Below are 14,088 nucleotides of genomic sequence, written 5' to 3'. Positions count from 1 at the left end.
ATTTGCTTGAAGTAAGAAATACAGATGCATTATAATAATCTTAATATAATATTTACAAGATATGAACTCGTATTTTCTTCCAAACCTTTATTAAGAAGAAGGTAGATACAGCACTTATCGCAATAAAAATAGCGGCGTATCCCAGTTTTCCATATAGGAAATTACCTGTGGCAAACAACAAAGAGAAAATTAGAAGGGAGCCCAAAACCATAGCCAATATCCCTCCGGGGACAGTCCACTCCACATCGTCTTCGATATCCTTTCCTTCAGATTTGGCATCCTGAATTACTTTTTGCCATCCTGGTCCGCCTGGTTGTATTTTCTTATAAAAACTATATAGGGTTTCTTTTTTCTCCGGAGCAGTAATAAAGGTTGCAAAAACCCATATTATCGTGGTAATCAATACAATCCAAAGTAACTTATAATCCGTATTCCAAGAGGCTGGGTAATACCCTGTATTGAAAAGAATAGTTACGATACCAGAAGCAAACATAGCGGTGATTTCACTCCAGGCATTGATACGCCACCAAAACCAACGCAATATAAAGATAAGACCTGTTCCTGCACCAAAGGCAATAATGTAGTCGAAAATTTGATAGGCATTGGTAAACAATAATGACAATCCTGCTGCCAATACCATTAACAATACAGTACATAATCTACCCACCAATACCAAATGTTTTTCAGTGGAATCAGGTTTTACAAATCTCTTGTAAAAGTCATTGACCAAATAGGAAGCTCCCCAGTTTAATTGGGTTGAAATGGTTGACATAAATGCAGAAATAAGACTGGCCAAAACCAATCCCATAAAACCAACTGGCAAAAAAGTCAACATGGCAGGGTAGGCAAGGTCATGTCCTATTTTATCTTCTGTAATATTGGGGAAAGCCTGTCGGATAGAATCCAAATCCGGAAACACAACCAATGAACACAAAGCAACGATGATCCACGGCCAAGGTCTCAATGCATAGTGAAGAGCATTGAAAAAGAAAGTGGCCCCTATGGCGTGATTTTCATCTTTGGCTGCCAACATACGCTGGGCTATATAACCCCCACCACCGGGTTCAGCACCGGGATACCAAGTATTCCACCATTGAACGGCAAAGGGGATAATGAAGAGAGTAATCATGATTCTACGATCGGACAAGTCCGGGAAGATATTTATTTTGTCGGCTACATTGGCGTGGGTAAATAGATTTTCCAATGAACCAATAGAGGGATGATCTAAAGCAAAATAAGCTGCTGAAATGGCTCCTATCATGGCGACGAAAAACAATATAAAATCCGTGTAGACTACGCCCTTAAATCCACCCATCGAACTAAAGATCACGGTAATCAATGAGGCTATACCAATAGTTTGCAATGGGGTAAGCCCCAACATAACCCCACCAATCTTGATGGCAGCCAATATAACAGCTGACATACTGAGGATGTTAAACAACAATCCCAAAAAGATGGATCGAAATCCGCGGAGAAATTTTGCAGCCGGCCCAGAGTAACGCAATTCATAAAATTCTATGTCCGTCGTCACATTGGATTTACGCCATAATTTGGCATATACAAATACCGTCAACATCCCAGTGAGCAAAAATATCCACCAAGTCCAGTTCCCACTGACACCATTGGTCCGTACGATGTCAGTAACCAAATTGGGTGTATCAGTAGAAAATGTTGTGGCCACCATGGACATACCCAACAACCACCAGGGCATATTACGACCCGATAAAAAATATTCGGTAGAACTACTTCCCGATTTCTTAGATACCCAAAGTCCTATAAATAGGGTGAGTAGTAGGAAGAATAAGATAATACCCCAGTCTAATGTAGATATTGTCATAATGGTTAATTTTTCTTTTGAGGCCAAAATTGGCTGGCAAATCTGTGTATTAAAAAAATACTTTAAATGCTAAAAATATAAAATAAGAATATAAAAAATGTGTGCGTCCACAATTTTTTTAATAATTTCTTTTCATATATTGTTTTATATTACTTATCATTAACAAGAAATCAAAAATTATGAGTGACAAAATTACATTAGTCGTACTAGCAGCAGGAATGGGTAGTAGATTTGGAGGATTAAAGCAAATGGAACCCCTAGGACCCAATGGTGAAACCTTGTTGGATTATTCAGTTTACGACGCCTACAATGCTGGCTTTAGAAAAGTAGTATTCGTGATCAGAGATTTTTTTGCCGATGATTTTAAGTCGCAAATTGGATCCAAAATCGAACAATTTATGGAGGTCGAGTACGTTTTTCAGAACGTAAACATCGAAGTAGAAGGAGCTAATATTGTAGAAAGAGAGAAACCTTGGGGAACCAATCACGCTGTTTTGGTTTGTAAAGATGTGGTTAAAGAACCTTTTGCTGTGATCAATTCCGATGACTATTACGGCAAAGACGGGTTTACTAAAGCTGCTAATTTTCTAAAAAATGATGTCGCTCCCGACAAATATTGTCTCATTGGTTACATTTTGAAAAATACTTTATCCGATTCCGGTACAGTAAACAGAGGAGTATGTAAAACCGATGAGAATAGCAATCTCGTTTCTATAGAAGAGGTTTTGAAAATTGCTAGAAATGAATCTGGTACCGTAATTCGTCAAGATAAGGGAAGTGAATTGGATGAAAATTCTGTAGTTTCTATGAACTTTTGGGGATTTGATCCCAGTTATTTCGATCGATTGGAAGCTGGATTTCATGAATTTGTACGCCAAAATCAAGACAATCCCAAGGCGGAATACTATATCCCTGTATTGATCGATGAAATGATTGCCAATAAGGAAATCGAACTCAATGTTATATCATCCCACGATAGCTGGTATGGGGTGACTTATAAGGAAGATGCAGACAAAGTAAAAACTGCATTTAAGGAATTGCACGAAAAAGGAGCATACCCAGCAGTATTAGAAGTTTAAATACTTTTATTTTCTAGGCGATATCAATAATTTCTATACAAGGTTATTCATCTTTATGGAAATTATTGATAATCCTTTAGTTCTCATTTTATAATGTATTTATTTGTTGCTATGAAGCCAAATAATTTAAATATACCTGTCTCTCAATATAAACGAATAGTGATATTGGGTGGGGGATTTGCTGGATTAAATCTCGCCAAAAAATTAATCAATACTCACTACCAAGTAGTATTGTTGGATCGTCAAAATTTTCATCAATTCCAACCTCTTTTTTATCAGGTAGCCATGGCTGGGTTGGAACCCAGTGCTATTGCCTTCCCCATTCGCAAGATGTTTAGAAAATCGACTAACGTCTTTGTGAGGCAAGCTGAAATTCATCAGGTCAATCGCGAAAATAAAAGTGTAAAAACCGATAGGGGAGTGATTGAATACGATTATTTAGTAGTGGCTCTCGGAGCAATTACCAATTTTTTCGGAAATGAAGAAATTGCAGAAAAGTCCTACTCCCTCAAATCACTAGGTGAATCCCTCCTTATTAGAAATAGAATGTTTGAAGATTTTGAAGATTCACTTTTCGTTGAAAACTATGAAAAGCGCCAAGGTTTAATCGATTTTGTTATTGTGGGAGGAGGACCTACAGGTGTGGAAATGGCAGGTGCATTGGCAGAAATGAAAAGATATATCATCCCCAAAGATTTTGCCGAGTTAGATCCAGGTGAAATCGATATATACTTGGTTCAATCCGGTGAAAATGTTTTACCTGCAATGTCGGCCAAGAGTCAGCGCAAAGCAAAACAGTATTTAGAGGATATGGGAGTTCAGTTGATTTTGCAAGATCGAGTTACTGGATTTGATGGCCTCAATGTCCAACTGAAAAGCGGTCGAACCTTAAAAACTGAAAAGTTGATTTGGGCAGCCGGTATTACCTGTCCTCAGATCCAGGGTTTAGAAACAGATAGCAATAATCGAGGAAGATTAGAAGTCAATCGTCATTGTCAATGGACAGAAGACGAAGATGTTTATGCTATTGGTGATGTAGCCCTAATGAAATCTGACAAATACCCTTATGGGCATCCGCAAGTGGCCCAAACGGCATTGCAAATGGCCAATCACGTAGCCAAATATTTAAAAAATAAGGACAAGAATACAACTGTCAAAGAATTTGTTTACAAAGATCGAGGAAGTTTGGCTACTATTGGTAGAAACAAAGCAGTCGCAGACTTTCCATCTTTCTCTATGGGAGGATTTTTGGCTTGGATGATTTGGCTGTGGGTACATCTATTTTCCCTAATTGGAACTCGAAATAAGGTAATTGTAATGATCAATTGGATGTGGAGTTATATAACATATGACACTGCTTTACGCCTTATTATTAAGCAGAAAAAATAGTTGATTAAAAAATTAATCGTTGACTACCAATACAATATATATTAAACATACAATTTCGTGTCAATTGGCAATATAAATTTGATGGAGAATTACAGTTTATGAGTTAGCGACATGAAGCTAATGAGGATTACTTTACTATTCAGTGTAATTGCATAAGTCTTCGATTACATTCACAATCATTTGTCATAGGTTAATTGTAAATTATGGTTTTATCCCTACCTTTGCAGCCTAATATCTATCAAAAAAATTATGAAAAAATCTAAAATAGAGATCGTTGTTGAATTGGGTGAAGACAAAATACCTACTAATATTCAATGGAGAGCTCAAGATGCCAATAATCCCGAATGGAGTGAAGTACAAGCTCTTTTTCTCTCTCTCTTTGACAAAGCCGAATCGGAGTCATTAAAAATGGATCTATGGACCAAGGACTTCAGGGTAGATGAAATGGACAAATTTGTCTTTCAAACCCTTAGAACCATGGCCGACTCCTATTACCGCGCGACCAATAATTCCAAAATGGCTAATCACATGGCCCAATTCGCCAACTTTTTTGGTGAAGAAACCAATATTATTAAACCTGAAAATTCTTAAGTCTATTTTCAAATGGTGTAAAATCAAAAGCCGGAAATGCATCCATAGTTCGAGATAGTTTTTGCAGTATTTCTTCTGTATTAAGTTGACCTATACTGCCTTCATGACTGTGGTTTATTTCGGGTATGTGATCCATGCCCCCAGCCAATTCTTCTTTTACCAGTAAATAGGCATCTCTAAATGCCATGCCACCATCTACCTTTTCTTTGATTAAATCAACAGAAAACGCTTGAGCGTATAATGGATTGGTCATCAGATCTTCAGCAACTTCAATCTTGTCTATGACAAAGGTCAGTATTTGCAAACAATCTGAAAAGGAAGTTAACTTTGGAAATATAATTTCTTTAAGTAATTGATAATCTCGATGATAGCCAGTAGGCAAATTTTGTAAAACCGATGATATTTCATGGGGGAGAGCCAACATTCCATTAAATTTTGCCCTAAGAAGTTCAAATACATCTGGATTCTTCTTATGAGGCATAATGCTAGACCCTGTAGTATATTCGCTAGGTAGGGTTAAAAATCCATAATTTTGTGAATTATACAAACAAACGTCCATACAAAATTTACCTAAGGTCAACGATATGGATGAAATGGCATTGGCCAATAAAAATTCAGTTTTACCTCGATTCATCGAAGCTCCAATAACATTGTATTCCAAATCTCTGAATCCCAATAGTTCAGTTGTGCGTTTTCTCTGAATCGGAAAAGAAGATCCATATCCTGCTGCAGAGCCCAAAGGATTGAGATTGACGACTTCAACCAAGGATTTTAACTGCATAATATCGGCGATCAAACACTCGCCGTATCCTCCCAACCACAAACCGAATGAACTAGGCATAGCCACCTGTAAATGGGTGTACCCTGGCATCAATAGGGATTTGTATTTTTCCGATGCCTTTAAAAATTCTTTTATTAAGACTTCTAGATCACTTATGATTTGAGTCAAATAATCTCTGTAATACATTTTGAGGTCCACCAGTACTTGATCGTTTCTACTGCGGGCAGTATGCAACTTTTTACCTGCCTCACCGATCATCTTCGTCAATTCCATCTCAACTTGAGAATGAACATCTTCTATTCCAGATTCGATAGCGAATTGACCTGCGACAATTTTTTCATATATGGTATGCAAGCCCTTTAAAATAGATTGAAGATCTTCTTTGGACACTATATCAGACTCGTACAACATAATGGCATGAGCCATACTGCCCAACACATCGTGTTTGGCGATGGTGAGATCTAATTCAGCATCTTTACCAATCGTAAAATCTTCAATCTGTTTATTTATTTTATTGCCAGCATTGGCCCATAGTTTACTCATGTTGCATTTCTTTAATTAGATTTTCTAAAAATAGGTGATACAATTTACTCCCTTCTATGATTTCATCTACATATATGTACTCATCCGCAGTATGGGATCTCGCCGAATCACCCGGTCCCAATTTTAGGGTTGGAAACGACATCAAAGCTTGATCACTCAATGTAGGAGAACCATAAGTCTTCCAGCCCAAGGATTTAATAGTCCTATGTAATGGGTGGGATAGGGGTAAAAAAGAAGAGTTCAATCGATAAGATCGAGCCGTCAATTGAGCCGAACAATTCGATTGCAATATTTCGAAAACTTCTCGATTGTTATAGCATTCATTGACTCTGACATCGATCACAAATGAACAGTGATCTGGTATCACATTGTGTTGTGTTCCCGATTGAATCTGTGTAACGATGGCTTGAGTATCGGGTAGATAGTCCGATTTTTTATCAAAATCAATCTTTCGAATTTCACCGATGGCTTCTATTCCTTTGTATAGGGCATTGACCCCTTCCTTACGCGCTGCGTGGCCAGATATACCTTCACTGATCCCGTCTACAACCATAAGCCCTCTTTCCGCTACAGCTGCTTCCATCAAAGTGGGTTCTCCGACAATACCAGCCCAAATATTAGTATAGGTCTGCAAGACTAAGGCTATACCGTTTTTACCGGATATTTCCTCTTCAGCTGAAGCGACCATTAAAATATTAAAGGGTAAATCTTTCCGATCGTAATAGGATAAAAACAAGTGAATTAAAGTCACCAAAGGACCACCAGCATCGTTGGACCCCAGTCCAAATAGCTGACCATTTTCGATACTGGATTTGTAGGGATCTCTGGTATAAGTCTTTGCGGGTTTCACTGTATCGTGGTGGGAATTCAGTAAAAGGATGATTTTGCCTTCATCCCAATACCGATTTTTGGCTATGATATTATGACCGATTTTCTCAACATCAATGTCTAATTGAGTAAAAAAATTGATTAATATCTGAGCAGTTTTATCTTCTTCTCGACTAAGTGAGGGTTGATCAATGAGATCACATAATAATTGGATACATTGTTCGATATCTACTGACATATTCTAGTGCCCTTAATCGCCGGATAATCCACTAATCCATCGATATTGCATATCCATACATCAGCCACATTATTCACCAAAGCATAAAAAGCATTATCCATTTTAGGAATTAGTCCCAACTTGATTTTACCATTCATTTTTAGGGTTTTATACCGCTTATAGTCTATTTCACTTATCACGGAATCGTCATCATCTGGATCTTCTAAAACACCTTTTTTGTCCATACAATACATTAGATCTACGGTGTATTGATCTGCCATTTTTACGGCAATCATTGTTGCGATGGTGTCTGCATTGGTATTGAGCAATTGTCCATTGTTGTCATGGGTAATGGCACAAAACACCGGGACAATATTTAAATTAAACAATTCGCTCATGGCGCTGGTATCTATTTTAATGATGTCTCCTACAAATCCATAATCGACATTGCGAACCGGACGTTTTCTAGAAGTTATGATATTGAGGTCAGCACCTGACATTCCCAGACTGCGAACATTATTTTTTTGAAATTGACTTACCAATTGCTTATTGTACAATCCAGCATAAACCATAGTCGCTACATCCAAGGTTTCTTTATTGGTTATCCGTCTCCCTTCTATCATCTCAATTTCAATACCCAATTTTTCACTTAGATCACTGGCTTTTCTTCCTCCTCCATGAACCACTACTTTGTGACCTGGTATTTCACCGAGTACATTGGCCAAGTTCACAATGGTTTCTTCTGACTCCATTAAAGCTCCTCCTATCTTAATAATTGTTAATCTTTGTTTCATAAACATTGAAATTTATCTGTTTAAAATAGAATGTAATACGATTTTCGCCGCATGTACCCTGTTACTGACTTGTCGATCGATGATAGAATTCGGTGAATCGATAACTTCATCAGCCACAACGACATTTCTTCTCACAGGTAGACAATGCATAAAATTGGCATTGTTGGTCTTGGCCATTTTATCTCCAGTAATCATCCAATTGGCATCTTCATAAGTAGCACCATAACTGTGGTATGAAGACCAATTTTTCACATAAATAATATCGGCATCTTCAAAAGCTTCCATTTGATCGTGGGATACTTTTGCATGATGAGCATATTGGTCTGACAACTCCATTCCTTCAGGGCAGCATATGGTTAAATCATAGCCGGCCTTTTGTATGGTATCGCTAAATGAATTGGCCACCGATTGAGGCAATTGTCGAGGATGGGGAGCCCAACTCAACACAATTTTGGGATTGGGTTTATTAATGGTTTCCATTATGGTCATTAAATCGGCCAATCCTTGGAGGGGATGTAAACTACCAGATTCTAAATTTACAATTGGTTTTTTACTGTATTTTGCAAATTTACTTATAAAGTCATTCTGATAATCTTCTTTGGCATCCTTCAATTTTGGGAAAGCCCTAATGGCAATAATGTCAGAATATTCACTCAACACCATGGCTTGTTCTTTGATATGCTCTGCGGCACCTTCATTCATTATTGCTCCAGCCCTGGTTTCCAATGTCCAGGCACTGTCAGCAGCCAAATTGATACAGTGCATCCCCAATTGTTTGGCGGCAATTTCTGTACTTAATTTGGTTCTTAAACTGGGATTTAAATAAAGACAAGTCAAAATTTTATTTAATCCAATAGTGGCTGCGCTGGGATCTGCATTTTGTTTGAGATCAATGCCAGCTTGAGCCAAAGCTCTTATATCTTCTATGGTGGTTAAGTCTATAAAGTTGTCCATATTATTTTAATGTCTTTTTCAATGCCGAAATAAATAATGCTACTTCTTCTTCTCCTATATTTAAAGGGGGTAAAAGCCTCATGGTTTCAGGAGCTTTGGCCGAACCGGTAAATACTTTCTGATCAAAGATAAGTTGTTTTCTAATTTCTGCAATAGGGTAGTCAAAGTCAATGGCCAACATCAAACCTCTACCCCTGATTTCATTGATAGAAGAAATACTGCTGAGTTCTTGCTTTAAGATTTCCCCCATTTGATGGACGTTATCCAAAATATTTTCAGCATCCATGACTTCCAATACCGCTAAGGATGCAGCGCAAGCTAGGTGGTTTCCACCAAAAGTTGTGCCCAGTAATCCGTAACTCGGTTGAAATTTTGGATGAATTAGTACTCCACCTACTGGGAAGCCATTCCCCATACCCTTGGCTACAGTGATAATATCTGGTCTAAAATCTTTAATCTTTTGGAAAGAAAAGAAATCTCCAGAACGACCATAACCGCATTGAATTTCATCGAGGACTAGGACGCTATTGTTTTTCTCACAGAGTTGTTGACATGCCAGTAAAAAATCTGATTCGGCTTCGTATATTCCACCGATGCCTTGAATACCTTCTACTATAACAGCTGCAACATCGTCATTGAGATGAGCTTTAAGTTGTTCGATATCATTGAGGGGAAGTCTCACCACTTCATATCCTCGATTGATAGGAGCTATTATCTTTTGATTATCTGTGCATTGTACAGCAGCAGAAGTACGACCATGAAAAGCTTTATCAAATGCAATAACCTTACTTCGTCCATTGTGAAAGGAGGCCAATTTCAAGGCATTTTCATTGGCTTCTGCACCGGAATTGACCAAAAACAACTGATAATCAGGAAGTTTACTAGTACGACCCAAATGATCAGCCAATTCGTCCTGAATCGGCATTTCAATAGAATTGCTATAAAAGCCGAGGTCATTTAATTGATCCGTAATTCTTTTGATATAGTGAGGGTGACTATGACCAATACTGACAACAGCATGGCCACCGTAAAAATCCAAATATTTTGTTTGGTTTTCATCATATACATAGGCTGCCTTACCCTGTACTATATTTACATTGTATCGTGGATAAACATCAAATAATTTCATATTCTATAGTAGTTTTTAAAAGGCTGATGATTTAAGTTGCAAGCCAGTATCTTCAGGCCAACCAGCTACAATATTCATATTTTGGATCGCTTGACCAGATGCCCCTTTTATTAGATTGTCAATGATACTTGTGATATGTAATTTGTTGCCAAAACGTTCTAATTTAATAAAACAATTATTGGTGTTGACCACGAGTTTTAAATCGATATCCTGTTCTACGATGTGTACAAAAGGATGATTGGCATAAAATTTCTTATACAACTCAATTACATGTTCTTCAGATTTCTCGTAATCCAAATACATACTGGTAAGTATACCCCTAGTAAAGTTTCCTCTCATGGGCACCATAAAGATATCTGAATCGAAATCCTTTTGGAACGCTCTTGAACTTTGATACACCTCGGGAATATGTTGATGACTAAACAATTTGTATATCGATACATTGTTGTTCCGCCAGCTAAAATGAGATTTTGCGGACAGTGACTGTCCTGCCCCTGTAGATCCGGTAATGGAGGTTATATGAATGTCGGATTGCAAACTGCCTTCTTCAGCCAATGGCAATAAGCCCAATTGGATAGAGGTGGCAAAACAACCTGGATTGGCTATTCGATTGGACTGGGCAATATCTTGCTTTTGCCATTCGGGAAGACCGTATATAAAATCGTGATCATCAGATGCAAATCTAAATTCATTGGACAAATCAATCACTAATTTTTCGGAATCAATAGGATTGTCTTCTAAAAACTGTCCAGATCTTCCATGTCCCATACATAAAAAGATACAGTCGTAATCGGAAGTCAAATTTTTTTCAAATTTCAAATCCAGCTGACCTTTTAAATCCATATGAATATCAGATACCCATTTACCAGCTTGACTATTACTCAGCACTTGAACCAACTCAATTTTGGGATGATGGACTAGCAGACGAATCAATTCACCTCCCGTATATCCAGCTCCTCCAGCTATTGCTATTTTCATTGTACATCTTTTTTGTGAAGGTGATGAAAGATGTAGTCTTTATTGCCATAGATTTTTATAAACCCCTTGGCATCATCGGCTGTCCAACCTTTGTTTTCTTCCCCATAGGATCCCATTTTTGATCCCATCAAATCATTAGGTGATTCAATACCTAGTAATTCGAATCTATAAGGATGCAACATTACATCTACAGAACCAGTCACTGTATCTTGAGAAGATGACAAGAAGGATTCAATATCCATCATAACAGGATCTAAAAATTGAGCTTCGTGAATCATCATTCCGTACCAATTGGCCATTTGTTCCTTCCAATACATTTGCCATTTGGACAAGACATGTTTTTCAAGTAGGTGATGAGCCTTGATTATAATCAATGGAGCAGCTGCTTCAAATCCCACTCTACCTTTGATTCCAATGATGGTGTCACCTACATGGATATCACGTCCGATAGCATATTTTTCAGCAATCTTTTGCAAATGTTTAATAGCATCGATTTTAAGCACAAAAGAATGACCGTCAATTTTAGTTAATTCACCTTGATCAAAGTACAAAGTAACTTTGCGTGGTTCTTTCTCTATCAACTGATTAGGGTATGCTTCTTCAGGTAATGCTTTATTAGATGTCAGAGTCTCAGCTCCTCCAACTGAAGTTCCCCAAAGACCTTTATTGATAGAGTATTTGGCTTTTTGCCAACTCAGGGAAATACCGTGTTCGGCCAAATAATTCATTTCTTGTTCTCTGCTGAGGCCTAAATCGCGAATAGGGGTAATAATTTCAATATCCTTGGCCAAAGCGGAGAATACCAAATCAAAACGCACCTGATCGTTTCCGGCCGCCGTGCTTCCATGAGCGATAGAGCTGGCGCCAATTTCATTAGCAAATTTAACCAAAGCCAATGCTTGAATCATTCTTTCTGCACTTACAGAAAGGGGATAGGTATTGTTTCTCAATACATTTCCGAATATTAAATACTTAATACATTTATTGTAATATTCTTCTTCTACATCGAGTACTCTAAAAGTAGCAGCACCCATTATTCTAGCTTTTTCTTTGGCCTCTTCGATGTCGGCTTCATCAAAACCTCCAGTATTCACCATTGCGGCATGGACTTCATATCCTTTGAGGGATAAATATTTTACACAAAAGGAAGTGTCCAATCCGCCACTATAGGCTAATACAAGTTTATTTTTGCTCATGAGTAATTATTTTGTTCGTTAAATCATATTTCATTGCTTCTTCTTTTGAAGGTGCAAGCATACCGGTACACAGACACATTTTCATTTGGTTTCTGCTTAATATGTCGTAGTTGGGACAGCTTTGACACCCCTTCCAAAAGGCTTCGTCTTGAGTCAATACGGAAAAAGTAACTGGTTTATACCCCAATTCACTATTGATTTTCATCACAGCTAAACTAGTGGTTATCCCAAATATTCGAGCTTGGGGATATTTTTCTCTAGCTAAGTCGAATGATTTGTATTTGATTTTTTTAGCGATGCCATACTCTCTGTATTCTGGTTTGACAATGAGTCCAGAATTGGATACGTATTTTTTATCTTGAAAAGTCTCTATATAACAAAAACCTACCAAGATATCGCCATCTAATGCGATAACAGCATTTTCATTTTCAAATTTGGTTCTTATATAAGAAGGTTCACGCTTGGCTATACCAGTACCTCTGATTTTGGCAGATTCTTCTATAATAGCGCAGATTTCTTCTGCATATATAGCGTGTTCTTTTTTCCCTTGTAATATTTGTATATTCATAATGTATAATATTATGATTTTGGCATTAAATCATTGTAAACGTAGATAGACTAATATGGTTTATACACGTAGTGTTGTGAGAGTGGTATAGCTAGGCCTGATGGGCCTAAACAACAAAAAGAATAATATGTGATTGATCTGTATCATATTGGGCGTAAATGTAGATATTATTTAGGAATAAATAATAGATTATTGAGATTAATTTTCACACGAAACCAAGTAGATACAGGGAGTAAAATGTCAAAATGACTTAAAATTATCGATATATTCAAAATTTTACACCTAAATTGATTTCTTATGATTAGTAAGTAGAATTATTAAGGTTTTAAAAGCTATCTTTTTTTTAATATTATTTTATTCAAATAGTGTATTATGTTGGCAATGAAGGGATGAAAAGTCTAATATTCATTCAATTGGGTAACATTGAAGAGCTTTCAAGATAATAAAGCGGTGAAATGATCTATCTAAATATAGATTAGTGTAGAATTATTGTGGCAAGGCGTGATTGCATTTTAAAATGGCAGCGGATAGTTATGGAATTAGTCTTGCCTAAGTGGACACAGTTATAACGCATGAAACAAAGGTCGTATTTTCTTCATCTGGCGAACTCTTCCACGTCACAGTGATCCACCGACACTAAACAAGGAGGATTGGGGTCGGTTGGCCTTGCGTCTCATATAAAATTTATTGGAGACGCAAGTTCAACCCATCCTCGGCACAGTGGCTTCGGTGAAATATCCTCGGCACAGTGGCCGTCTTCCTTCAATACTATTATATTATTGATGTAAAATGTAATTTTATTCTTGTCGATTTTAATGTAGTGTTGTCACAGCGCAGTGGCTATATACCTATCGAATTACATTGCAGTCATTCCTCACCGTAGAGACATGACTGAACGAAATACGAAGTATCCAATCGACTAAATGTGACTGAATAAAGTGCGAAGCACCAAAGGTCGCAAATCGACCTTTGATGAAGGAACCACGACCACTGTGTCGTGGGTGGGGCAGCTAGGGTGAAGGAACCTAAATCACTGTGTTTCGGGTGGGTTGGCCTTGCGTCTCATTCGACCCTGTTGGGAGACGCAAGGCATTGCGTCTCTACTGCCAACATTGCAGTCACGTCAATTTGTAGAGGCATGACCGAATGCAGTACAAAGTACCCAATCGACTTAACGTCGATTGGATGATGATGACTGAATGAA

12 protein-coding genes are annotated in these 14,088 nt (G+C 37.6%); 3 read left to right on the top strand and 9 right to left on the bottom strand.

Going from position 1 to position 14,088, the window contains the following annotated elements:
• Nucleotides 1–52 precede the first annotated feature (52 nt).
• A complete protein-coding gene (locus LVD51_RS03680) occupies nt 53–1,837 on the bottom strand; it encodes a sodium:solute symporter family protein (RefSeq protein WP_236969838.1) in 1,785 nt (594 codons plus the stop codon).
• A gap of 179 nt (nt 1,838–2,016) precedes the next feature.
• Between LVD51_RS03680 and LVD51_RS03675 the strand changes: the two genes are divergently transcribed.
• The 3 genes from LVD51_RS03675 to LVD51_RS03665 all read left to right on the top strand — a co-directional run bounded on the left by LVD51_RS03675 (nt 2,017) and on the right by LVD51_RS03665 (nt 4,896).
• Nucleotides 2,017–2,916, top strand: a complete 900-nt coding sequence (locus LVD51_RS03675; RefSeq protein ID WP_236969837.1) for a nucleotidyltransferase family protein — start codon at nt 2,017–2,019, stop codon at nt 2,914–2,916.
• Between the two features lie 111 nt (nt 2,917–3,027).
• Nucleotides 3,028–4,305, top strand: coding sequence for an NAD(P)/FAD-dependent oxidoreductase (locus tag LVD51_RS03670; protein ID WP_236969836.1), 1,278 nt, complete (start codon nt 3,028–3,030; stop codon nt 4,303–4,305).
• Nucleotides 4,306–4,554: 249 nt separating this feature from the next.
• The gene (locus tag LVD51_RS03665; RefSeq protein ID WP_236969835.1) at nt 4,555–4,896 is read left to right on the top strand and encodes a gliding motility protein GldC; all 342 of its coding nucleotides are present in this window, start codon (nt 4,555–4,557) and stop codon (nt 4,894–4,896) included.
• On the opposite strand, the gene argH is transcribed toward LVD51_RS03665, so the two are convergent.
• Genes argH through LVD51_RS03625 form a run of 8 tightly spaced genes read right to left on the bottom strand, consistent with a single transcriptional unit; the run spans nt 4,877 to nt 12,884 of the window.
• The gene (argH, locus tag LVD51_RS03660) at nt 4,877–6,220 is read right to left on the bottom strand and encodes an argininosuccinate lyase (RefSeq protein WP_236969834.1); all 1,344 of its coding nucleotides are present in this window, start codon (nt 6,218–6,220) and stop codon (nt 4,877–4,879) included. The two genes, LVD51_RS03665 and argH, sit on opposite strands and share 20 nt — an antisense overlap.
• Nucleotides 6,213–7,286 carry a M20/M25/M40 family metallo-hydrolase gene (locus LVD51_RS03655; RefSeq protein ID WP_236969833.1) on the bottom strand — a complete coding sequence of 358 codons (1,074 nt, stop codon included), beginning with the start codon at nt 7,284–7,286 and terminating at the stop codon, nt 6,213–6,215. The genes argH and LVD51_RS03655 overlap by 8 nt, the downstream gene beginning before the upstream one ends.
• Nucleotides 7,277–8,059 (bottom strand): acetylglutamate kinase, encoded by a 783-nt coding sequence (gene argB / locus LVD51_RS03650; protein WP_236969832.1) that lies wholly within the window; start codon nt 8,057–8,059, stop codon nt 7,277–7,279. Before argB ends, LVD51_RS03655 begins: the two co-directional genes overlap by 10 nt.
• 12 nt (nt 8,060–8,071) lie before the next feature.
• Entirely contained in the window at nt 8,072–9,013 is a 942-nt protein-coding gene (locus LVD51_RS03645; protein ID WP_236969831.1) for a Rossmann-fold NAD(P)-binding domain-containing protein, read from the bottom strand.
• A gap of 1 nt (nt 9,014) precedes the next feature.
• A complete protein-coding gene (locus LVD51_RS03640) occupies nt 9,015–10,142 on the bottom strand; it encodes an aspartate aminotransferase family protein (protein ID WP_236969830.1) in 1,128 nt (375 codons plus the stop codon).
• Between the two features lie 15 nt (nt 10,143–10,157).
• Nucleotides 10,158–11,120: an N-acetyl-gamma-glutamyl-phosphate reductase gene (argC, locus tag LVD51_RS03635; protein ID WP_236969829.1), complete on the bottom strand. Its 963-nt coding sequence runs from the start codon at nt 11,118–11,120 to the stop codon at nt 10,158–10,160.
• Nucleotides 11,117–12,316, bottom strand: coding sequence for an argininosuccinate synthase (gene argG / locus LVD51_RS03630; RefSeq protein ID WP_236969828.1), 1,200 nt, complete (start codon nt 12,314–12,316; stop codon nt 11,117–11,119). Before argG ends, argC begins: the two co-directional genes overlap by 4 nt.
• Entirely contained in the window at nt 12,303–12,884 is a 582-nt protein-coding gene (locus LVD51_RS03625) for a GNAT family N-acetyltransferase (RefSeq protein WP_236969827.1), read from the bottom strand. Before LVD51_RS03625 ends, argG begins: the two co-directional genes overlap by 14 nt.
• Nucleotides 12,885–14,088 lie beyond the last annotated feature (1,204 nt).

Source organism: Membranihabitans marinus (genome assembly GCF_021729155.1).
Classification (GTDB): Bacteria; Bacteroidota; Bacteroidia; order Chitinophagales; family Saprospiraceae; genus Membranihabitans; species Membranihabitans marinus.
This window is presented reverse-complemented; position numbering and strand designations above follow the sequence as displayed.